At 63.9% G+C, this 22,068-nt stretch carries 18 protein-coding genes; 13 read left to right on the top strand and 5 right to left on the bottom strand.

Going from position 1 to position 22,068, the window contains the following annotated elements:
* Positions 1-56 precede the first annotated feature (56 nt).
* The 10 genes from edd to H618_RS0119565 all read left to right on the top strand — a co-directional run bounded on the left by edd (position 57) and on the right by H618_RS0119565 (position 11,766).
* A complete protein-coding gene (gene edd, locus H618_RS0119520; protein WP_028696665.1) occupies positions 57-1,883 on the top strand; it encodes a phosphogluconate dehydratase in 1,827 nt (608 codons plus the stop codon).
* Complete coding sequence (locus tag H618_RS0119525) at positions 1,880-2,839, top strand: glucokinase (protein WP_028696666.1); 960 nt, start codon at positions 1,880-1,882, stop codon at positions 2,837-2,839. Before edd ends, H618_RS0119525 begins: the two co-directional genes overlap by 4 nt.
* A gap of 80 nt (positions 2,840-2,919) precedes the next feature.
* The gene (locus H618_RS0119530) at positions 2,920-3,618 is read left to right on the top strand and encodes a response regulator (protein ID WP_425414209.1); all 699 of its coding nucleotides are present in this window, start codon (positions 2,920-2,922) and stop codon (positions 3,616-3,618) included.
* Positions 3,599-5,053, top strand: a complete 1,455-nt coding sequence (locus H618_RS0119535) for an ATP-binding protein (protein ID WP_028696668.1) — start codon at positions 3,599-3,601, stop codon at positions 5,051-5,053. The genes H618_RS0119530 and H618_RS0119535 overlap by 20 nt, the downstream gene beginning before the upstream one ends.
* Before the next feature lie 131 nt (positions 5,054-5,184).
* Positions 5,185-6,447 carry an ABC transporter substrate-binding protein gene (locus H618_RS0119540; protein WP_028696669.1) on the top strand — a complete coding sequence of 421 codons (1,263 nt, stop codon included), beginning with the start codon at positions 5,185-5,187 and terminating at the stop codon, positions 6,445-6,447.
* Between the two features lie 67 nt (positions 6,448-6,514).
* Complete coding sequence (locus tag H618_RS0119545) at positions 6,515-7,423, top strand: carbohydrate ABC transporter permease (RefSeq protein ID WP_028696670.1); 909 nt, start codon at positions 6,515-6,517, stop codon at positions 7,421-7,423.
* Positions 7,416-8,258, top strand: a complete 843-nt coding sequence (locus H618_RS0119550) for a carbohydrate ABC transporter permease (protein ID WP_028696671.1) — start codon at positions 7,416-7,418, stop codon at positions 8,256-8,258. Before H618_RS0119545 ends, H618_RS0119550 begins: the two co-directional genes overlap by 8 nt.
* Positions 8,259-8,261: 3 nt before the next feature.
* Positions 8,262-9,395: an ABC transporter ATP-binding protein gene (locus H618_RS0119555; RefSeq protein WP_028696672.1), complete on the top strand. Its 1,134-nt coding sequence runs from the start codon at positions 8,262-8,264 to the stop codon at positions 9,393-9,395.
* 51 nt (positions 9,396-9,446) lie between these two features.
* Positions 9,447-10,790 carry a carbohydrate porin gene (locus H618_RS0119560; protein ID WP_028696673.1) on the top strand — a complete coding sequence of 448 codons (1,344 nt, stop codon included), beginning with the start codon at positions 9,447-9,449 and terminating at the stop codon, positions 10,788-10,790.
* 121 nt (positions 10,791-10,911) lie between these two features.
* Positions 10,912-11,766, top strand: a complete 855-nt coding sequence (locus tag H618_RS0119565) for an aldose epimerase family protein (protein ID WP_028696674.1) — start codon at positions 10,912-10,914, stop codon at positions 11,764-11,766.
* Here the strand turns inward: H618_RS0119565 and hexR are convergent.
* Complete coding sequence (hexR, locus tag H618_RS0119570) at positions 11,759-12,631, bottom strand: DNA-binding transcriptional regulator HexR (RefSeq protein ID WP_028696675.1); 873 nt, start codon at positions 12,629-12,631, stop codon at positions 11,759-11,761. The genes H618_RS0119565 and hexR overlap by 8 nt on opposite strands.
* Before the next feature lie 200 nt (positions 12,632-12,831).
* Here hexR and zwf point away from each other — a divergent pair, with 200 nt between their 5' ends.
* The 3 genes from zwf to H618_RS0119585 are packed head-to-tail and all read left to right on the top strand — an operon-like array spanning position 12,832 to position 15,702.
* On the top strand, positions 12,832-14,301 hold the full coding sequence (gene zwf / locus H618_RS0119575) for a glucose-6-phosphate dehydrogenase (RefSeq protein ID WP_028696676.1): 1,470 nt from the start codon (positions 12,832-12,834) through the stop codon (positions 14,299-14,301).
* Positions 14,288-15,001 (top strand): 6-phosphogluconolactonase, encoded by a 714-nt coding sequence (gene pgl / locus H618_RS0119580; RefSeq protein ID WP_028696677.1) that lies wholly within the window; start codon positions 14,288-14,290, stop codon positions 14,999-15,001. The genes zwf and pgl overlap by 14 nt, the downstream gene beginning before the upstream one ends.
* A gap of 17 nt (positions 15,002-15,018) precedes the next feature.
* Positions 15,019-15,702, top strand: a complete 684-nt coding sequence (locus H618_RS0119585; RefSeq protein WP_028696678.1) for a bifunctional 4-hydroxy-2-oxoglutarate aldolase/2-dehydro-3-deoxy-phosphogluconate aldolase — start codon at positions 15,019-15,021, stop codon at positions 15,700-15,702.
* Between the two features lie 133 nt (positions 15,703-15,835).
* Here H618_RS0119585 and H618_RS0119590 read toward each other — a convergent pair whose 3' ends face one another.
* The 4 genes from H618_RS0119590 to leuA form a co-directional block, all read right to left on the bottom strand.
* Positions 15,836-16,984, bottom strand: coding sequence for a hypothetical protein (locus tag H618_RS0119590; protein ID WP_425414206.1), 1,149 nt, complete (start codon positions 16,982-16,984; stop codon positions 15,836-15,838).
* Positions 16,985-16,993: 9 nt separating this feature from the next.
* Positions 16,994-17,890, bottom strand: coding sequence for a nitrilase family protein (locus H618_RS0119595; RefSeq protein ID WP_028696680.1), 897 nt, complete (start codon positions 17,888-17,890; stop codon positions 16,994-16,996).
* 149 nt (positions 17,891-18,039) lie between these two features.
* The gene (locus H618_RS0119600) at positions 18,040-19,974 is read right to left on the bottom strand and encodes a flavin monoamine oxidase family protein (protein WP_028696681.1); all 1,935 of its coding nucleotides are present in this window, start codon (positions 19,972-19,974) and stop codon (positions 18,040-18,042) included.
* Between the two features lie 255 nt (positions 19,975-20,229).
* Positions 20,230-21,903 (bottom strand): 2-isopropylmalate synthase, encoded by a 1,674-nt coding sequence (gene leuA / locus H618_RS0119605; protein ID WP_028696682.1) that lies wholly within the window; start codon positions 21,901-21,903, stop codon positions 20,230-20,232.
* Between the last annotated feature and the right edge of the window lie 165 nt (positions 21,904-22,068).

Here is a 22,068-nt window from a genome sequence, read left to right on the forward strand (position 1 = left end):
AACCAGGGCGAACTGCCCGCCGAGAGCGCCCTTACCGCAAGCCTGGAGTCCAGTACATGCACCCGCGCATCCTTGAGGTTACTCAGCGGCTGATCGAACGCAGCCGCGCCACCCGTGAACGCTACCTGCAGCTGATTCACGGCGCGGCCAGTGCCGGGCCCATGCGCGCCAGCCTGCAGTGCGCCAACTTCGCCCATGGCGTGGCCGGTTGCGGCGCCGACGACAAACAGACCCTGCGCCTGATGAACGCCGCCAACGTCGCCATCGTCTCGGCCTACAACGACATGCTCTCGGCGCATCAGCCCTACCAGCACTTCCCTGAACAGATCAAACAGGCCCTGCGTGACATTGGTTCGGTCGGCCAGTTCGCCGGTGGCGTGCCGGCCATGTGCGACGGTGTCACCCAGGGCGAGCCGGGCATGGAACTGGCCATCGCCAGCCGCGAAGTGATTGCCATGTCCACCGCCATCGCCCTGTCGCACAACATGTTCGATGCCGCGCTGATGCTCGGCATCTGCGACAAGATCGTTCCCGGGCTGATGATGGGCGCGCTGCGTTTCGGCCATCTGCCGACCGTGTTCGTGCCCGGTGGGCCGATGGTTTCGGGCATTTCCAACAAGGAAAAGGCCGACGTTCGCCAGCGCTATGCCGAAGGCAAGGCCAGCCGCGAAGAGCTGCTCGAATCGGAAATGAAGTCGTACCACGGCCCCGGCACCTGCACCTTCTACGGCACCGCCAACACCAACCAGCTGGTGATGGAAGTGATGGGCCTGCACTTGCCTGGCGCCTCGTTCGTCAACCCGTATACGCCGCTGCGCGATGCGCTGACCGCCGAAGCCGCCCGCCAGGTAACCCGCATGACCAAAGCCAGCGGCCAGTTCATGCCGATAGGCGAAATCGTCGACGAGAAGTCGCTGGTCAACTCCATCGTCGCCTTGCACGCCACCGGCGGTTCGACCAACCACACCCTGCACATGCCGGCCATCGCCCAGGCCGCCGGTATCCAGCTGACCTGGCAGGACATGGCCGATCTCTCCGAGGTGGTGCCGACGCTGTCGCACGTCTACCCCAACGGCAAAGCCGACATCAACCACTTCCAGGCCAGCGGCGGCATGGCCTTCCTGATTCGCGAACTGCTCGATGCAGGCCTGTTGCACGAAGACGTCAACACCGTCGCCGGGCCGGGCCTGCGCCGCTACACCCAGGAGCCGTTCCTCGAAGACGGCCAACTGGTGTGGCGCGAAGGCCCGGCGCAGAGCCTGGATGAGTCGATCCTGCGCCCGGTGGCGCGGCCGTTCTCGCCCGAGGGTGGGCTGCGGGTGATGAACGGCAACCTGGGTCGTGGCGTGATGAAAGTCTCGGCCGTGGCCCGCGAGCATCAGGTGGTCGAAGCCCCGGCACGCATCTTCCACGATCAACAATCGCTGGCCGATGCCTTCAAGGCTGGCGAGCTGGAGCGTGATTTCGTCGCCGTGGTGCGTTTCCAGGGGCCGCGCTGCAACGGCATGCCTGAGCTGCACAAGCTGACCCCCTTCCTCGGCGTATTGCAGGACCGCGGCTTCAAGGTGGCGCTGGTGACCGACGGGCGCATGTCCGGTGCCTCGGGCAAGATTCCCGCAGCCATTCACGTGTGCCCCGAGGCATATGATGGCGGCCCGCTGGCACGGCTGCGCGATGGTGATATGGTGCGCGTCGACGGCGTCGAAGGCACGCTGCAGGTGCTGATCTCGGCCGAGGAACTGGCCAGCCGCGACCTGCCCCCCGCACCCCAGGGCAACGACCTGGGCTGCGGACGCGAGCTGTTCGGCTTCATGCGCGTCGCCTTCAGCTCGGCCGAGCAGGGCGCCAGCGCCTTTACTGCGGATTTGGAGAAGCTTGGATGAAGGACTTGCTGGTCGGCGACATCGGTGGCACCAACGCACGCTTCGCCCTGTGGCGAGACAACCAGCTGCACGCCGTGGAGGTGTTCGCCACCGCCGACTACAGCGGCCCGGAACAGGCCATCGAGCATTATCTGGCCGACCAGGGCGTGGCCCTGGGCGAAGTGAGTGCGGCCTGCCTGGCCGTGGCCGGGCCGGTGGATGGCGACGAGTTCCAGTTCACCAACAATCAATGGCACCTCAGCCAACGCGCGTTCTGCAAGCATTTGCAGATCGACCGGCTGCTGCTGGTCAACGATTTCACCGCCATGGCTTTGGGCATGACGCGGCTCAAGGCCGACGAATACATCGAGGTCTGCGCGGGTGACGCCGACGCCGCCCGGCCGGCGCTGGTCATCGGCCCTGGCACCGGGCTGGGCGTGGGCTGCCTGCTGCGCCAGGGCGAGCGGCGCTGGCTGGCGCTGCCGGGGGAGGGCGGTCATGTCGACCTGCCGGTGGGCAATGCCCGCGAGGCAGCGATTCACCAGCAAATGCATGGGCAGATCGGCCATGTCAGTGCCGAAACCGTGCTCAGTGGTGGCGGCCTGCTGCGGCTGTACCAGGCCATGTGCGCGCTGGACGGCGACGTGCCACGGCACAAGACCCCAGCGCAGATCACCGATGCGGCACTGGCCGGTGAGCCGCGCGCTGCCGCAGTGATCGAGCAATTCTGTCGTTTTCTCGGGCGGGTGGCCGGCAACAACGTGCTCACCCTCGGCGCGCGCGGTGGTGTGTATATCGCCGGCGGCGTGATTCCGCGCTTCGCCGAGCTGTTCCTGCGCAGCGGCTTTCGCACCAGCTTCACCGACAAAGGCTGCATGAGCGACTACTTCGCTGGCATCCCGGTGTGGCTGGTGACTGCCGAGTTGTCGGGTCTGCTGGGCGCCGGTGTGGCGCTGGAGCAGGCGCTGCACGACTGAGCCATGGCCCAGCCGCCGCAGAGCGGCGGGCCAGCACACTTAAGGACCCCATCTTGAGCACTGTCAGCAAGTCGATCCTGATGGTCGATGACGACCACGATATCTGTGAGCTGCTGCAAACCTACCTCAGCCGCGCCGGTTTTCAGGTGCGTGCCGAGCGTGATGGCCGCAGCTTTCGCCAGGCCCTCGAAGCGCAGCCCTACGACCTGGCGATCCTCGATGTGATGCTGCCCGACGAAGATGGCTTCAGCCTGTGCCGCTGGGTGCGCCAGCACCCGCAGCATGCGCGCATGCCGATCATCATGCTCACCGCCAGCTCCGACGAAACCGATCGGGTGATCGGCCTTGAGCTTGGCGCCGACGACTACATGGGCAAGCCCTTCGGCCCGCGCGAACTGCTGGCACGGATCAAAGCCCTGCTGCGCCGCACCGAGTTCGCCCAGGCGCAGCCGGGCAACGCGGTGCTCGGCTTCGATGACTGGCGCCTCGATACCACCAGCCACCGGCTGTACCACCGTGATGGGGAAGAAGTGATTCTGACCGGCGCCGATTTCGCCTTGCTCAAGCTGTTCCTCGATCATCCGCAGCAGATTCTCGACCGCGACACCATCGGCAACGCCACCCGAGGTCGCGAGCCGATGCCGCTGGACCGCATCGTCGACATGGCGGTCAGCCGCCTGCGTCAACGCCTGCGCGACACGGAAAAACCCCCGCGACTGATCCGCACCGTGCGTGGCAGCGGCTACCTGCTGGCGACCCATGTCCGCCCGGTCGGCTGAGCCGCGCTGGCGCCTGCTGCCGCGCTCGTTGCTGGGACGCATGCTGCTGCTGACCCTGCTGGTGGTGCTGCTGGCCCAGGGGCTCTCTAGCCTGATCTGGGTGGCGCAACTGCGCGCCAGCCAGATCCAGGGCTTGCAGGCCAGTGCCGGCAGCCTGGCCCATTCGATGAGCGCCAGCGTCAGTTACTTCCGCTCGCTGCCGGTGGCGTATCGGCCGATGGTGCTCGATCAACTGCGCAGCATGGGCGGCACGCGCTTTTTCGTTTCGCTCAACGACAAGCCCCTGGACATGCCCAGCCTGCCGCTGACCGCGCGCAAAAAGGCGGTGATCGAGGTGTTCGACGAGGTGCTGCACGAGCGCCTGGGCAAGCAGATGGACATCAGCGTGGCCTTCGTCAGCCCGCAGGAGCTGCGCCTGTTCAACAGCGGCCTGAAGCTCGATGAACTGCCGCGCTCGTGGGCGCATTATTCGCTGACCCTGGAGCCGCTCAATCCACCGGTGCTGGTGACGCAGATCCGCCTGGGTGAACACGAATGGCTGTACATCGCCTCGCTGATGCCCGAGCCCTACACCAGCCTTGAAGCCGAGCGCCTGCCGCGCCAGCAGATCGGCTTCATTGCGCTGACCACCGCCTTGCTGTTGCTGTTCATCGGCCTGCTGGTGCATTGGCAGACCCGCCCGCTCAAGCGCCTGGCGCATGCTGCGCGTGATCTGTCGCTGGGCGCCGATGTGGCGCCGCTGGCAGCCGGCGGCGGCAGTGAAGTGGTTGAAGTCAGCCGTGCCTTCAACAGCATGCGCGAGCGCATCAGCCGCTACCTGACCGAGCGCAGCCAGCTGTTCAGCGCCATTTCCCACGACCTGCGCACGCCCATCACCCGCCTGCGGCTGCGCGTCGAGCTGCTCGAAGACGAACAGGCGCAGCGTACCTTCAACCGCGACCTCGACGAGCTGGAACTGCTGGTCAAAGGCGCCCTGCAATGCGTCAAGGACACCGACATCCACGAGAACATCGAGCCGATCGACCTCAATCAGGTGCTGGAAATGCTCGCCGAACCTTACCTGCGCGATGGCCGCATCACCCTCGAAGGGCGTGCCATTGCGCCCTACCTGGGCAAGTCGCTGGCGCTGCGCCGCTGCATCGGCAACCTCATCGACAACGCGATCAAATACGGCGAGCGTGCGCACCTGCGCATCCTCGACAGCGCCAGCGGTTTCGTCCTGCAGGTCGACGACCAGGGCCCTGGCGTACCGCAGCAGCAGCTCGAGCACGTCTTCGAGCCGCACTTTCGCCTGGCCGGGCAACAGCAGGGCTACGGCCTGGGCCTGGGCATCGCGCGCAACATCGCCCACAGCCACGGCGGCGAAGTCAGCCTGCTCAACCTGCGCCAGGGCGGCTTGCGGGTCACCCTGAGCCTGCCGCGTGGACAGCCCTGAGGGCCAATGTCACCAGTTGGTGACAATCGCGCATCGCTTCGTTACCTGCCGCCCTCGGTCGCCTGTTTAGACTCCGATCCACGCGCAAGCACATGACTTGCCTTGCATAACAACAAAAAAGGTTGACCCGCATGAATGCCATCACTCGCCTGGCTACTGCTGTTTCCCTCGCCTGCGCTCTGCCCCTGAGCGCCGTGGCTGCCGACAACGGCACCGTCGAAGTCCTGCACTGGTGGACCTCGGGCGGTGAAGCGGCGGCCGTACAAACCCTCAAGCAACAAATCGAAAAAGACGGTTTCACCTGGAAGGACAACGCCGTCGCCGGTGGCGGTGGTGCTGCGGCCATGACCGTGCTGAAAAGCCGCGCCGTGGCTGGCAACCCGCCTGCCGCCGCGCAGATCAAAGGCCCGGACATCCAGGAGTGGGGCGCCCTTGGCCTGCTCACCGAGCTGGACGAAGTGGCCAGCGCCAACCACTGGGATCAACTCCTGCCGGCCAAGCTCACGCCGATCTGGAAATACGACGGTCACTACGTCGCCGTGCCGGTGAACATCCATCGGGTCAACTGGCTGTGGATCAACCCGCAGGTGTTCGAGAAGGCCGGGGCCAAGGTGCCGGAAACCCTCGACGAGCTGTTCGCCGCCGCCGACAAGCTCAAGGCTGCCGGCTTCCAGCCACTGGCCCACGGTGGCCAGCCCTGGCAGGACAGCACCGTGTTCGAAAGCCTGGTGCTGAGCGTGCTCGGCCCGCAGGGCTATCACAAGGCCTTCGTGGAACTAGACGAGCAGACCCTTACCGGCGCCAAGATGATCGAGACCTTCCAGGCCTTGCAGCGTCTGGCCGGCTACATGGATCCGAACCGCGCCGGGCGTGACTGGAACATCGCCGCTGCCGAGGTCATCACCGGCAAGGCCGGCATGCAGATCATGGGCGACTGGGCCAAGAGCGAATGGACCGCCGCGCACAAGGTCGCTGGCAGCGACTACCAGTGCGTGCCATTCCCCGGCACCCAGGGTAGCTTCACCTACAACATCGACTCGCTGGCGATGTTCAAGCTGAGCAACGCCAACGACATCAAGGCGCAGAACGACCTGGCCAAGGTGGCGCTGGAAAAACCCTTCCAGACCGCCTTCAACCAGAACAAAGGCTCGCTGCCGGTGCGCCAGGACATGGACATGAGCCAGTTCGACGCCTGCACCCAGCGCTCGGCCAAGGACTTTGCCGAGGCCAGCAAGGGCGACGGCCTGCAGCCGAGCATGGCGCACAACATGGCCTCGTCGCTGGCGGTGCAGGGCGCCATCTTCGATGTGGTCAGCAATTTCCTCAACGACCCCAAGGCCGACCCCGCCAAGGCGGCCAAACAGCTGAGCGCGGCGATCAAGGCCTCACGCTGACGGCTACTGGCCGGGCCTCGCGCCCGGCCTGCCTCTCCCTTTCCAATCATTTCCTGGGGATCACTCCATGAATACTGCGACCGCGCGCCTGCGGGCCTCGCCCCTGGACGCCTTGCAGCGCTGGCTGCCCAAGCTGGTGCTGGCGCCAAGCATGCTCATCGTGCTGGTGGGTTTCTACGGCTACATCGGCTGGACCCTGGTGCTGTCCTTCACCCAGTCGACGTTCATGCCCAACTACCGCTGGGCCGGGCTTACCCAGTACCTGAAGTTGCTCGACAACGACCGCTGGTGGGTGGCGAGCAAGAACCTGGCGGTGTTCGGTGGCCTGTTCATCGGCATCAGCCTGGTGCTCGGCGTGCTGCTGGCGGTGCTGCTCGACCAGCGCATTCGCCGCGAAGGCTTCATTCGCACCATCTACCTGTACCCGATGGCGCTGTCGATGATCGTCACCGGCACCGCCTGGAAATGGCTGCTCAACCCGGGCCTGGGCCTGGACAAACTGCTGCGCGACTGGGGCTGGGAAGGTTTTCGCTTCGACTGGCTGGTCGACCCGGAGCGGGTCGTCTACTGCTTGGTGATCGCCGCCGTGTGGCAGGCCTCGGGCTTCGTCATGGCGTTGTTCCTGGCCGGCCTGCGTGGGGTCGACCCGTCGATCATCCGCGCCGCCCAGGTCGACGGCGCCAGCCTGCCGCGCATCTACCTGCGCATCGTCCTGCCGAGCCTGCGCCCGGTGTTCTTCAGCGCGGTGATGATCCTCGCCCACATCGCCATCAAGAGCTTCGACCTGGTAGCGGCGATGACCGCAGGCGGGCCGGGCTATGCCTCTGACCTGCCGGCGATGTTCATGTACAGCTTCACCTTCAGCCGTGGACAGATGGGCATGGGTTCGGCCAGCGCCATTCTCATGCTCGGGGCGATTCTGGCGATCCTCGTGCCGTACCTGTATTCCGAACTGAGGAACAAGCGCCATGAATAGCCATCGTCTGCGTTGGTTTTCCCCAAGCCGCCTGGCCATCCACGGCACCTTGCTGGTGGCCTGTGCGGTGTACCTGATTCCCCTGCTGGTGATGCTGCTGACCAGCTTCAAATCGCCGGACGACATCCGCACCGGCAACCTGTTGAGCTGGCCCGAGGTGGTGACCGGCATCGGCTGGTTCAAGGCTTGGGACAGTGTCGGCGGCTACTTCTGGAACTCGGTGAAGATCACCGTGCCGGCGGTCCTGGCCTCGACGCTGATCGGTGCGCTGAACGGCTACGTGCTGTCGATGTGGCGCTTCCGTGGCTCGCAGCTGTTCTTCGGCCTGCTGCTGTTCGGCTGCTTCCTGCCGTTCCAGACCGTGCTGCTGCCGGCCTCGTTCACCCTCGGCAAGCTGGGCCTGGCCAGCACTACCACGGGGCTGGTGCTGGTGCACATCGTCTACGGCTTGGCTTTCACCACGCTGTTCTTCCGCAATTACTACTGCAGCGTGCCGCAGGCCCTGGTGCAGGCGGCGCGGCTCGATGGCGCCGGGTTCTTCACGATCTTCGGACGCATCCTGCTGCCGATGTCGTTGCCGATCATCATGGTCTGCCTGATCTGGCAGTTCACCCAGATCTGGAACGACTTTCTCTTCGGCGTGGTGTTCGCCAGCGGCGACGCCCAGCCGATCACGGTGGCGCTGAACAACCTGGTCAACACCAGCACCGGGGTCAAGGAATACAACGTCGACATGGCGGCGGCGATGATCGCGGGGCTTCCGACCCTGCTGGTCTACGTCGTGGCCGGCAAATATTTCCTGCGCGGCCTCACCGCCGGCGCAGTCAAGGGGTGACACATGGCACGTCTGGAACTTCGCAACGTCAACAAACGCTACGGCAGCGGCCTGCCGGACACCCTCAAGTCGATCGACCTGGCCATCGATTCAGGCGAGTTCCTGATTCTGGTCGGGCCGTCGGGTTGCGGTAAGTCGACTCTGATGAACTGCATCGCCGGCCTGGAAGAAATCAGCGGCGGCGAGATTCTGGTCGACGGCGTCGACATCAGCGGCATGAGCCCCAAGGACCGTGACATCGCCATGGTGTTTCAGTCCTACGCGCTGTATCCGACCATGAGCGTGCGCGACAACATTGCCTTCGGCCTGAAGATTCGCAAGCTGCCGCAGGCGGCCATCGACGAAGAGGTGGCGCGGGTCGCCCGGCTGCTGCAGATCGAGCACTTGCTCGGGCGCAAGCCAGCGCAGCTTTCCGGCGGGCAGCAGCAGCGCGTGGCGATGGGCCGCGCCCTGGCCCGTCGGCCGCGTATCTACCTGTTCGACGAACCGCTGTCGAACCTCGACGCCAAGTTGCGGGTAGAGATGCGCACCGAAATCAAGCTCATGCACCAGCGCCTGAAAACCACCACGGTCTACGTCACCCACGACCAGATCGAGGCCATGACCCTGGGCGACAAGGTTGCGGTGATGAAGGACGGTATCGTCCAGCAGTTCGGCACCCCGCAGCAGATCTACAACGACCCGGCCAACCAGTTCGTCGCCAGCTTCATCGGTTCGCCGCCGATGAACTTCATTCCCGCGCAACTGGTGCGTCAGGAAGGGCAAACGATGGCCCTGCTCGACAGCGGTCAGGAACGTTGTGCATTGCCCGTGACGGCGGGTGAGGAATGGCTCGGGCGCGAAGTGATTCTCGGCATCCGCCCGGAACAGATCATCCAGGGCTCGGCCCAGGGCAATGGCCTGCCGGCGATCACCGCACAGGTGGAAGTCACCGAGCCCACCGGGCCTGACCTGCTGGTGTTCGTCACCCTCAACGGCACCAAGGTCTGCTGCCGTCTGGCGCCGGATGTGCGCTGCCAGATCGGCGACAGCCTGCGCCTGCAACTGGACCCGGCGCGGGTCCTGCTATTCGACGCAGGCACTGGCGAGCGGCTCGATCGCGCCGCCGTCGCCCCCCAGCACGAGCACGTCGCGTGATTGCCCGCGGCGCCAATCGTCTGAATAACAACAACAGAAGGACGCAATGCAATGGATCATCGCAAGCACATCACCACCTTCGGCTCGCTGGCCGTCCTGGCGCTGCTCGGCAACGGCGCGGCGCAGGCTGCCGACGCCTTTGCCAGCGACTCGAAATGGATGACCGGGGACTGGGGCGGCACGCGTACCGCGCTGCTCGACCAAGGCTATGACTTCACCCTCGACTACGTCGGCGAGGTCGCCAGCAACCTGCGCGGCGGCTACAACCACGACCGTACCGCGCGCTACAGCGACCAGTTCGCCCTCGGCGCGCACCTCGACCTGGAGAAAATATTCGGCTGGCACGACGCCGAGTTCAAGCTGGCGATCACCGAGCGCAGTGGCCGCAACCTGTCCAACGACCGCATCAGCGATCCGCGTGCCGGGCAGTTCAGCTCGGTGCAGGAAGTCTGGGGGCGCGGGCAGACCTGGCGGCTGACCCAGCTGTGGCTCAAGCAGACCTACTTCGATGGCGCGCTGGATGTGAAATTCGGCCAGTACGGCCCGGGCGAGGAGTTCAACAGCTTCCCCTGTGACTTCCAGAACCTGGCCTTCTGCGGTTCGCAGGTGGGTAACTGGGTCGGCGGCATCTGGTACAACTGGCCGGTCAGCCAGTGGGCGCTGCGGGTCAAGTACAACCTCACGCCAGAGCTGTTCGTGCAGGTCGGCGCGTTCGAGCAGAACCCCTCGAACCTCGAGACCGGCAATGGCTTCAAGCTCAGCGGCAGCGGCACCAAGGGCGCGATCGTGCCGGTCGAGGCGGTGTGGTCACCGAAGGTCAACGGCCTGCCCGGCGAATACCGCCTGGGTTACTACTACAGCACGGCCAAGGCCGAGGACGTCTACGAAGATGTCAATGGCAACCCCCAGGGCGTGACCGGCAGCGGCTTCCGTTCACATTCGAGCAAGCACGGCTGGTGGGTGGTGGCGCGTCAGCAAGTCACCGCGCACGGCGGCGATGCCAGCCGCGGGCTGAACCTGTTCGCCAACTTCACCGTGCACGACAAGGCCACCAACGTGGTCGACAACTACCAGCAGGTGGGGATGGTCTACAAAGGCGCCTTCGACGCCCGGCCCAAGGATGACATCGGCTTCGGCGTGGCGCGCATCCACGTCAACGACGACGTACGCAAGCGCGCGGCCCAGCTCAATGCCCAGCGCGGAATTGATGATTACGACAATCCAGCGTTCCTGCCACTGCAACGCACCGAGTACAACGCCGAGCTCTACTACGGCTTCCACGTCACCAACTGGCTGACCGTGCGGCCGAACCTGCAGTACATCAAGAGCCCGGGCGCGGTGGATGAAGTGGACAACGCATTGGTCGCCGGGGTGAAGATTCAGTCGTCATTCTGAGGGCGCTTGTTGTAAATTTACGCACTTCTTGCAGCCGCACTGCGGTTGATCGTGACGGAGCGCCGTCTGCCACGGCGCTCCGTCACCTGAGCGACCCAACGACAACAAGAGCTTCAGGCCCATGCCCGACCATCCGCTTCACTGCCTGTTCAGCCCCGAGCGGGCCAGGCCGACCTTCGACTGGCAGCGTCATCAGCAACGCGACGTGCTGGTCATCGAGCATCCCGTGTGCCAGGCGGTGTTCGCCCGCCAGGGTGCGCAACTGCTGCATTTCCAGCCCACCGGCGAGCGTCCGTGGCTGTGGTGCGCCGAGCAGTGGCCGCATGTCGGGGCCATTCGCGGCGGCGTGCCGGTGTGCTGGCCGTGGTATGGCCGGCATCCCAGCGAAGACCTGTGGCCGACCCACGGCTGGGCGCGTCTGCTCGACTGGCAACTGATCGACAGTGCTGAGGATGCCCAGGGCGTGACCTTGCACTGGCGCCTGCAACTGTGCGACTGGCAGGTCGATTTGCACGCGCGGCTGACCAGCACCCTGGAACTGACCCTCACCACCGAGCACCAGGACAGCGAAACCTGTCAGCTGAGCCATGCGCTGCTGGCTTACTGGCGTATTGGTCACGTGGCAAAGACAGCGCTGTCTGGGCTGGAAAACGTCGAAGGCTATGACCAGATGAATCGCGTTCCTTGCCGTCAGACCAACCCGTTCAACATCGCCGATGGTTGCCAACGGGTGTATCCCGGCAGCGCCGCCGTGCAGGTGCAGGACGCTGCCTGGCAGCGGGCGCTGTGCATCGATACCAGCGACAGCGACGACACTGTGGTCTGGCATCCGGGCAGTCGGCCATTGGTGGGGGTGACGGGGCGTGAGGCGCGCGGTTTCGTCTGTGTCGAAGCCGCCAGCGGCTGCAACGCGGCGCTGAGCCTGGCGCCGGGTGAGCAGGCGCAACTGCGCCTGCAGGCACATCGGCTCAGTTGAGCAGATCGTCTTCGATGGGGTAGCGGCTGGCGTTGAGGCTTTCCTTGATCTTGCGCAGGTGCGGCTGGAAGTCGACGCCGCGGCGCAGGGTCATGCCGGTGGCCAGCACATCGAGCACGGTGAGCTGAATGATCCGCGAGGTCATCGGCATGTAGATGTCGGTGTCTTCGGGCAGCGGGATGTGCAGGCTCAGGCTGCACGCCTCGGCCAGCGGCGAGCCGGCGGCGGTCAGGCCCAGCACCGAAGCACCGTTGGCCCGCGCCAGGCGCGCCACTTCGACCAGCTCGCGCGTGCGTCCGGTGTAGGAAATGATCACGAACAGGTCACCGGTGTGCGCCACCGACGCCAGCATGCGCTGCATCAGCACATCGGCGTGGGCCGAGACCGCCAGGTTGAAGCGGAAGAACTTGTGCTGCGCATCCAGCGCCACCGGCGCTGAGGCGCCGAGGCCGAAGAAGTGGATCTGCCGGGCCTGGATCATCATGTCGACGGCGCGGCTGATCTGTTGTGGGTCGATCTGCTGGCAGGCGCTGTCCAGCGAGGCGATGGCACTGCCGAAGATCTTCTGTGTGTAGGCCGCCGGATCGTCGTCGGCTTCCACCGCACGGCTGACGTAGGCAGCGCCACTGGCCAGGCTCTGCGCCAGTTGCAGTTTCAGTTCCGGATAGCCACTGACGCCGAACGAGCGGCAGAAGCGGTTGACCGTCGGCTCGCTGACCTTGGCCGCCTGGGCCAGTGCGGCGATGCTGAAGCGGGTGGCCTGTTGCGGGTTGAGCAGGATCACCTCGGCGACCTTGCGTTCGGCTTTGTTCAGTTCGTCGAGGCGGCCTTGGATTTGTTCCAGGAGGTTTCGCGCGCGGTCCATGGGGTGTCCTTGGGTCGATAAGACAGCCGGCTGTCTGGGCAGCAGGCTTTTTGCAATGGTGTCTATCCTACTGTCGCGCTGTGGGACGCACCACATATCCGTGGGAATACCGATCAATGTTGTTAGATTTACTACATTGATCCTTGAAAATCAGTTTTGAACGCGGTATTTCTAGCCTAACTCGATAAAAGAACCACATTATGCCTGCCATCTCTGTTGAACCCTGCACCCTCGCGGTGTTCGGTGCCCTGGGCGACCTGGCCTTGCGCAAGCTGTTCCCGGCGCTGTATCAGCTCGAACGTGCCGAGTTGCTGCATGCCGACACGCGCCTGCTGGCCCTGGCCCGGGAAGCCGGCAGCGCCGAGCAGCACCTGCGCACCATCGAAGCGCAACTGCGTCGCTACGTGCCCGCGGACGACATCGACGCGGCCGCCTTGAGCCGCTTTGTGCAGCGCCTGAGCTACCAGCATCTGGATTTCCTCGAGCCCGAGGGCTATGAGGCCCTGGCGGCCCAAGTGAACGGCGAGCATCCGCTGATCGCCTATTTCGCCACCGCTGCGGCGGTGTACGGCGCCATCTGCGAAAACCTCGACAAGGCCGGCCTTGCCTCGCGCACCCGGGTGGTGCTGGAAAAACCCATCGGCCATGATCTTGAGTCGTCGCGGCGGGTCAACGATGCCGTGGCGCGCTTCTTCCCGGAAAGCCAGGTGTATCGCATCGACCACTACCTGGGTAAGGAAACCGTCCAGAACCTCATCGCCCTGCGCTTTGCCAACAGCCTGTTCGAAACCCAGTGGAACCAGAACTCGATTTCCCATGTGGAAATCACCGTGGCCGAGAAGGTCGGTATCGAGGGGCGCTGGGGCTATTTCGACAAGGCCGGGCAACTGCGCGACATGATCCAGAACCACCTGTTGCAGTTGCTCTGCCTGATCGCCATGGACCCGCCCAGCGACCTCTCGGCCGACAGCATCCGCGACGAGAAGGTGAAAGTGCTCAAGGCCCTGGCGCCGATCACCGGTGAGGGGCTTGCCAGTCGCGTGGTGCGCGGGCAGTACATTGCCGGTTACAGCGATGGCAAGCCGGTGCCGGGGTACCTGGAAGAAGACAACTCCAACGCCCACAGCGACACCGAAACCTTCGTCGCCCTGCGCGCCGACATCCGCAACTGGCGTTGGTCGGGCGTGCCGTTCTACCTGCGTACCGGCAAGCGCATGCCGCAGAAGCTGTCGCAGATCGTCATTCACTTCAAGGAAACCCCCCACTACATCTTCGCCCCCGAACAGCGCCTGGAAATCGGCAACAAGCTGATCATCCGCCTGCAACCGGACGAAGGCATTTCCCTGCGTGTGATGACCAAGGAGCAGGGCCTGGACAAGGGCATGCAACTGCGCAGTGGCCCACTGCAACTGAATTTTTCCGATACCTGGCGCACTTCGCGGATTCCCGATGCCTATGAACGCCTGCTGCTCGAGGTGATGCGTGGCAATCAGAACCTGTTCGTGCGCAAGGACGAGATCGAGCACGCCTGGTCGTGGTGCGACCAGTTGATCGCTGGCTGGACGCGCAGCGGCGACGCCCCCAAACCCTACGCCGCAGGCTCCTGGGGGCCGATGAGCTCGATTGCACTGATCACCCGAGATGGGAGGGCGTGGTATGGCGATATCTGATTTGCAACTACCCAGCTGCGTGAAGACGCATCAACTGCCAGACGCCACCGCGTTCGCCGAACGCCTGGCGGGTGATGTCGCGCAGCACCTGCGTGCGGCCATCGCCAGCAAGGGCCAGGCCTGCCTGGTGGTATCCGGCGGGCGCAGCCCGGTGCCGTTCCTCGAACGTCTGGCGCGTGAGTCGCTGGACTGGTCGAAGGTCACCGTGAGCCTTGCCGATGAGCGCTGGGTGCCGGTCGAGCACGCCGACAGCAACGCCGGACTGCTGGCCCGCCACCTGCTGCAAGGCCCGGCCGCCGCAGCGCGTTTCATCGGCCTGTATCAGGTCGCGCCCGACCTTGAGCGCGCCGCAGAACTGGCCGACGCGGCGCTGGCCGAGTTGCCGCCGATCGATGTGCTGGTGCTGGGCATGGGCGACGACGGCCATACCGCCTCGCTGTTCCCCGCCAGCCCCAACCTGGCCGAGGGCCTGGCCAAAGGCGGCCAGCGTCGCTGCCTGCCGATGCTGGCACCGGTGGTGCCGCACCAGCGCCTGAGCCTGACCCGTTCACTGCTGGCCAGCGCGGCGTTCACCGCGTTGGCCATCCAGGGCACCGGCAAGCTGGCCGCCCTGCGCGCGGCACTGGCCGCAAGCGACGATCAGGCCCTGCCGATTCGCGCCTTTCTTCACGACCCCCTGGACATCTACTGGTGCCCATGAGCCAAGGATCATCCGCTATGACCACCCTCGAACGCCCGCAGCCGCTGCTGAGCATGGCCGAGAAAACCGCCACGATCGACGCGATCTGCGCCCGGGCGCGGATCCTGCCGGTGATCACCATCGCCCGCGAGCAAGACATCCTGCCGCTGGCCGACGCTCTGGCAGCCGGGGGCATTCGTACCCTGGAAGTGACGCTGCGGTCCGAGCATGGGCTCAAGGCCATTGAAGTACTGCGCGCCGAGCGCCCCGAGCTGTGCGTAGGCGCAGGCACAGTGCTCGATCGGCGCATGTTCGCTGCGGTCGAGGCAGCCGGCGCGCAGTTCGTCGTCACCCCAGGCATCACCCAGGAGCTGCTCGACGCCGGCGTGCACAGCGAGATCCCGCTGCTGCCGGGCATCAGTACCCCGTCCGAGATCATGAGCGGCTACGCCCTGGGCTACCGCCGCTTCAAACTCTTCCCGGCCGAGATCAGCGGCGGCGTGGCGGCGATCAAAGCCTTCGCCGGCCCCTTCGGCGACATTCGTTTCTGCCCCACCGGCGGCGTCAACTCCGCCAACGCCCGCAATTACATGGCGCTGCCCAACGTGATGTGCGTCGGCGGCACCTGGATGCTCGACAGCAGCTGGATCAAGAACGGCGACTGGGCACGCATCGAAGCGAGCAGTGCCGAGGCGATGGCGTTGTTGGAAAACAACAGCTAGAGCAGCTGCAAGTTATGAGCGGCAAGCTGCAAGTCAGACGCGAGCTCTAGCTTGAAGCTTGTCGCTTGATGGGGCATGCGGCGTTTTTGTGAGTGGCCGGCGGGGCTTCACTGCGCGCCGGCCGAGCACCGGCTCAAGGTCCGGGGAACGCCCAGGCCAGCAACGGCACTACGATCACGGTGGTCACGGCCATCGACAGTACATTGCCGATATAGCCATGCATGTAAGTCGGTAGGCGCTGACTGATCGCCACGGCCAATGGCGGAGCGAACAGCGCGCCCAGCGCTGCGCTGGCCCCCACCACCTGCCAATGCCCGCCAATCGTCAGCACCGCGGCCGGCACCACCGAGACGATAGGAATATAGGTGGGGTACCAGCCGCGCGTCTTCCACTGAGCGCGCCAGAGCATCACGCCGAGCAGCGAGGCCAGTGCTTGACCGGCAATGATCTGCACGAGCAATTGCGATCCGTAGGCCGGCGCAGCGGGGGTCAGCCACCACGCCAGCAGCGCACCGGTCAGCAAGCCAAGACTGGCGAGTTCGTTGCCGAAGAACGGCGCTTCGCTGAAGTCAGCCAGTACCCGGCGCAGGGTCCAGACGAAGCCGTAGTCGGCTTGCCGCGTCGGGGCGGTGGCCGGCGTGGGGCGGATACCCCCCTCGACCAGCGCCGGGCAGCGCTTGCACAGGATGAACGCCAATACGCTGGCCAGCGCCATGCCCAGCACATTGCCGATGACCACGGGCAATTGCAGTGGATAACAGAGGAAATTCACCAGCAGCAGGCTTGCCGGGGTCACCAGCAACGCGCCGAGCAGCGCGCCATTGAGCGCAACCCGCCAGCCGCCGCCGAACATCAGCACCATCGCAGCCGGCAGCGACACGAAGGCGACGAAGGTCGGTTGCCAGACACCGCTGCTCAAGGTCCAGCCCCATAACAGGTGGCTGAGCAGCAGGCCGAGCAAGGAACTGATGAACACCCAGGGCCACAAGCCCGTGCCGTAGCTGATCGCAAAGCCTTGCCAGCGGTAGCCTCGGTAATTCGCCCAGTGCCCCAGGCAAGCGCCTAGCAGCAGCCCCAGCGCGGGCAGCTCGTGTTTGTAGAATGCCACCTCGCTGATGTCGCCAAGTATCCAGCGCAGGCGGCTCACCGGTTGATCCAAGGTGCTTGCCAGGGTGAGGTAATCCGGCCAGTTGCCCATCACCAGAACGACCAACAGCACAAGCGCCAACGCGCCGAACAGCGCCATGCTCGAGAACATGGCTGAAGAGTGCGGACGGTTCATGCAGCCTCCTCAGCGCGGCAGCGGCGCGTGCAAGCGATAGCCGAGTGCGGCGTCGTACAGATCGGTACGGCGATCGCGCTGCAGATCGTTGAGGTTGTTCCATATCGGTGCGCTGCGCGCCGCCGTGAGATCGACATCGGCGTAGACGATGCATTCCTCTTCAGCGCCGGCGACCTCACTGATCGGCCAGCCGTTGGTCCCGGCGATCAGCGAGCAGCCGAGGAAGCGCCCGTCGCGCTCGCTGCCGATGCGGTTGGCGGCAGCGATGTAGAGGTTGTTGACATGGGCGGCGGTCATGGTCAGGTAAGAGGCCATGCAGCGGCCGGCCGCGTCGAACAGCGGCGGCGGCGTCCATACCCAGTTGTTCAGGGTCAGAATGATATCGGCGCCCTGGGCGGCCATCAGACGCGGCGCTTCCGGGAACCAGATATCCCAGCAGATCAGCAGCCCGATGCGGCCGATGGGCGTTTCGAACACTGGGAAACCCAGATCGCCCGGCGTGAACCAGAGCTTTTCCTGATTCCACAGGTGCGCCTTGCGGTAGTGGCCGAGCATGCCCTCGGGGCCGAAAAGTACGGCGCTGTCGTACAGCTTCAGCCCATCGCGCTCGGCGAAGCCTGCCGCCAGGTAGATCCCATGCTCGCGCGCAAGCTCCGCCCAGGCCCGCACACTGCGGCCCTCGCTCAACGTCTCGGCGTGCTCATACGCCTCGGCGCGGCTGTGAAAGGTGTAGCCGGTGTTGCTCAGTTCCGGCAGCACGATGAGGTTGGCACCCGTGCTGATCGCTTGCCTGGCGAGCGCCAGGCTGCATTGAAGATTATCGCCGCAATGCTCGACCCCCACTTGCGGATCGAACTGGATGACGGCGATTCGGACAGGGCTGATCGACTTGCAATGACTAGTCATTCCGGCTTCCTTTTTTCGGGTTGTTATGGAAGGCGGTCAGTACAACGGGGATGCCCAGAGGCTGATAGTCGGGAGATTCCGAGCGGTTTGCAGGAATGGGCGTACAGGTTTGCGGGAGGTGGCCTACGAGGCGCACCTCCGTCCAAACATCAACGAACCTGATAGTGCGGGTAGTGGTCTAGCGAGAAGTCGCCGTTGAAGGTTGCCTGAGTGTGGTGACAAAGATTGATCACCACATCGATGGCGGTCCGTAGGCAGGGTTCGGTCCAGCCGGCATCGACGGAGAAGGACTCTCCCGCCAGATACAGTCCTGAACTGCCGCTAAAGTCTCGGTTGTACTTCATCAGGGAAACGGCATCGTAGTAAGTCCCTGCGCGATACAACTTGGCGCAGCCTAGCGAATTGGCGTCCGTGAGCCATCGCTGTACGCGGACATTGCCAGTGTCGACATAAGGTGAAATGGGTTCTGCAATGTTGGTACAGCGCAGCAGGATGCGATCAAGTTCACCCAAGCACTTTTCCACCAACTTGCCATCCTCGAAGCTGGCCAGTTTGCTGGCATCGTCTTCCCAGGTGTAGCTGAGCAGAATGCAGTCTTGCGCGTAACTGTCGTTGTAGCGGTAAGCGTAAACATCGTGGACGAAGCTGTCGGTCACCAAGATCTGCGGGATCTGTAGGTGTCGGTCGAGAAATGTTTTATCCAAGGCTGCGTAAACTTTGCAACTGGTCTCCCAGTGCGAATGTTTCCAAGCGTCGATAATCGAGTCAGGTAGCAGCGCCTTGCTGAATCCATGCAGACGAATATTGGTTTCGATGATCCAGGATGGCACCGTGAGGATCACGCTGTCGAACGTTTCGCTCGACGCCTGCACCTTGTCAGCATCGCTATGTTGCCAGCGATAACTGACACGAATGCGTCCATCCGATTGCTTGTCCAGAGCGAAAACCGAAGTGTCGGTCAACAGTCCATCCTCGCTCGTTACCAAGTGTTCATAAAGCGAAGTTTGAGCGTCGGCGATTGGCATGAGCAGCTGACACTCGTCCATTGCGACCAACCCTACATAGCTCGGTGGCTGGAACTTCAGACCTTTGCTGTCCGGGAGACTATCGACATGAAGATAAGGGGACGGCAGAGGCTGACCTTGATCATCCACCCTGCCATGTACCAGTTGTAGATGGCTGCTGAAACCAAAGATCGCGGTCCGCAGAGGGTAAAGGCAGCACACGTCATAAAACGCTCCCCAACTGCCATCACCGATACCAATGGAGTAGAAAATCGCGGACTCTTCCGAGTTCATTCCCAGGCCGCCGAAATCACCTGGCTGCTCAGGCCTCAGCTTGTCCAATTCTGGAAGCGTCACCAAGTCGCGGAATGACAGTGTGTGGTAGCGCTCGACGATGGCAGACCAAAGTGCTGTCCAGCCTGCCGTTCCATACTCGGTCGCAACCTTGTTCGCGAAGCGCTTGGCGAAACGCAGCCATTTATCTTGCACACGCTGCAGTTTCGTATTGGGAGGGGGAGTGTCGCCGCTTGGGTTACGCCAAATCAGAAGCTCTGGATCGCTCCCATCATCCAACTGTCCCTCGCGCAGATAGATGCCCGTAGCATTGACCCATGGAGTACCGGGATTGGGAAAGTCCGAAATACGCAATTCGAACAATTGCGCGTAGTAGGCCATCAGCGAGCGGCCTGCCAGAGGCGGCTCGCCTGTCCTGTTGAACAGCGGCATGCGCATCGCGCCTAGCTCGAAGGGAGTGCTTGCTTTTCCCGTTGCAGAGTGCGCACTGGAGACGCTCATATGGCGCCCGCCCATACGTCGAGACTGCTCGATCAACGTGATTTGGGTGTAGCCGCAGCGCAGCAATTCGCGGGCTGCGGTCAGTCCCGTGATTCCGGCTCCCACGATGGCGATACGATGTTGTGTACGGTTAGCCCGCGCCACTCCGCCAGGCTGCTCGATCAGACGGCGGTAGTCGAAGCAAAGGTCCGGTGGATTGGGGAAACGTGCAGCCCAAGGAAGGCGTGATGACGCTGGCGCTCCCGTAATTTCGGCAGGATGGTTATGAGTTGATCCGATGGTCATGGTCAAAATTTCCGGGTGAATGGAAACCTGAGCATGTAGATTGGCTCGGCGTGTCGGGTGGGATTCGACTACCACCAGCGGCAAGATCGTCTTGGACTTGGTAGAGCTTGATGGCGAGCTGACCAGGTCTTGCGTTACCCCCCCTAAGCTAGTCATGCAGTGCGAGTGTGCCACTGGCATTGGTGTAAAAGCGCCACGCATAAAAAAACCCGCATCACCGGATGCGGGTTTTTCAGTTACCGAGTAGCGTAGCGATCAGGCCGCCTTGGCTTTCTGCTGGCTCAGCGAGCGGTTCAGTGCGCTGAACAGGGCCTTGAAGCTGGCGGTGGTGATGTTTTCGTCGATGCCGACGCCGTGCACCGGGCGATCACCTGCCACGCGCAGCTCGATGTAGGCCGCTGCTTTGGCGTTGGTGCCGGCGCCGATGGCGTGTTCGTTGTAGTCCATGATCTCGACGGCAACCGGAAGGCCGGCGACCAGGGCTTCCAGGGCGCCGTTGCCCTTGCCGCGCCAGTGCAGGGTGGTTTCGCCTTCGCCGGCGACTTCCACTTCCACGGCGCTGTGGCCGTTTTCTTCCTGCAGGCGATGGCTGACCAGTGCGTACGGGCTGTTGGCTTGCAGGTATTCCTTGTGCAACAGGCTGTAGATTTGTTGCGCGGTCATCTCCAGGCCCAGGCGGTCGGTTTCACCCTGCACGACCTGGCTGAATTCGATCTGCATGCGCCGCGGCAGGCTGATGCCGTATTCCTGTTCGAGCAGGTAGGTGATGCCACCTTTGCCCGACTGGCTGTTGACGCGAATCACCGCCTCGTAGCTGCGGCCAATGTCGGCAGGATCGATCGGCAGGTATGGCACTTCCCACAGTTCGCTGTCCTGCTGCTTGCTCAGGCCCTTGCGAATAGCGTCCTGGTGCGAGCCGGAGAACGCGGTGTGCACCAGATCGCCTACGTACGGATGACGTGGGTGCACCGGCAACTGGTTGCATTCCTCGACTACCTTGCGCACGCCGTCGATGTCGGAGAAGTCCAACTGCGGGTCGATGCCCTGGGTGTAGAGGTTGAGCGCCAGGGTCACCAGGTCGACGTTACCGGTGCGCTCGCCATTACCGAACAGGCAGCCTTCGGCGCGGTCGGCGCCGGCCATCAGGCCCAGTTCGGTGGCGGCAATGCCGGTGCCGCGGTCGTTGTGGGTGTGCAGGCTGATGATCACGCTGTCGCGGCGATTGATGTTGCGGCAGAACCACTCGATCTGGTCGGCATAGACGTTCGGCGTGGCCACTTCAACGGTCGCTGGCAGGTTGAGGATGATCTTGTGTTCTGGGGTGGGGTTCCACACCTCGATCACCGCGTCGCAGACTTCCTTGGCGAACTCCAGCTCGGTGGCGCTGAATGTCTCGGGCGAGTACTGGAAGGTCCACTGGGTTTCCGGCTGCTGCGCGGCGTACTTGACGAACAGCTTGGCGGCGTCGACGGCGATCTTCTTCACGCCGTCCTTGTCGGTGTTGAAGACGATGCGGCGGAACGCCGGGCAGGTGGCGTTGTACAGGTGGACGATGGCTTTCTTCGCCCCGCGCAACGATTCGAAGGTGCGCGCGATGAGGTCTTCACGGCCTTGGGTGAGCACCTGAATGGTAGTGTCGTCCGGGATGTGGCCGTCTTCGATCAGGCTGCGTACGAAGTCGAAGTCGGTCTGCGATGCCGCCGGGAACGAGGCTTCGATTTCCTTCACGCCCACTTGCACCAGCGTCTTCCAGAAGCGCAGCTTCTTCTCGGCATCCATCGGCTCGATCAGCGACTGGTTGCCATCACGCAGGTCGGAACTGCACCAGATCGGCGCGGCGGTGATGGTCTTGGAAGGCCAGGTGCGGTCGGGCAAATCGATGGTGGGGAAGGCGCGGTACTTCTTCGACGGGTCTTTGAGCATGGTCATTGGAGCAATCCTTTAATGTGCGGCCTGATCGGGCCTGCCGGGCAGAAACGAGGTAAGCGGGCGGGGCGACGCGATTTACCTGGATAGTCGTGCGCTGACCAGGCAAAGGCTGCGGTGCTGACGAAGCAGAAGGTGGGTGTGGGCGGTATTCATGGCGTCAACCGT

The sequence above is a fragment of the Pseudomonas cremoricolorata DSM 17059 = NBRC 16634 genome (genome assembly GCF_000425745.1).
Taxonomy (GTDB): Bacteria; Pseudomonadota; Gammaproteobacteria; order Pseudomonadales; family Pseudomonadaceae; genus Aquipseudomonas; species Aquipseudomonas cremoricolorata.